The 374-nt window shown below is 64.4% G+C and carries 1 protein-coding gene; it reads left to right on the top strand.

Going from position 1 to position 374, the window contains the following annotated elements; all coding sequences use genetic code 11:
* Window positions 1–374 (top strand): 4Fe-4S dicluster domain-containing protein (locus ACUN9Y_RS22235; protein ID WP_445462917.1); only part of this gene is annotated, 374 nt, incomplete at both ends.

Below are 374 nucleotides of genomic sequence, written 5' to 3' on the forward strand. Positions count from 1 at the left end.
GGAAGACCGGCAAGTCCGAGAAGTGCATCTTCTGCTACCCGCGCATCGAATCGGGCCAGCCGACGGTGTGTTCGGAGACCTGCGTCGGGCGCATTCGCTACCTTGGCGTGCTGCTGTATGACGCCGACCGTATCGAAGAAGTGGCAGCCTCCGAAGACGAGCGCGACCTGTACAAGCGCCAGTGCGAGATCTTCCTCGATCCGCATGATCCCGAGGTCATCGCCCAGGCCAAGCGCGACGGCATCACCGACAACGTGATCAAGGCCGCCCAGGAGTCGCCGGTCTACAAGCTGGCCATGGACTGGCAGCTGGCCCTGCCGCTGCACCCGGAGTATCGCACCCTGCCGATGGTCTGGTACGTGCCGCCGCTGTCG

The organism is Halomonas sp. V046 (assembly GCF_052645355.1).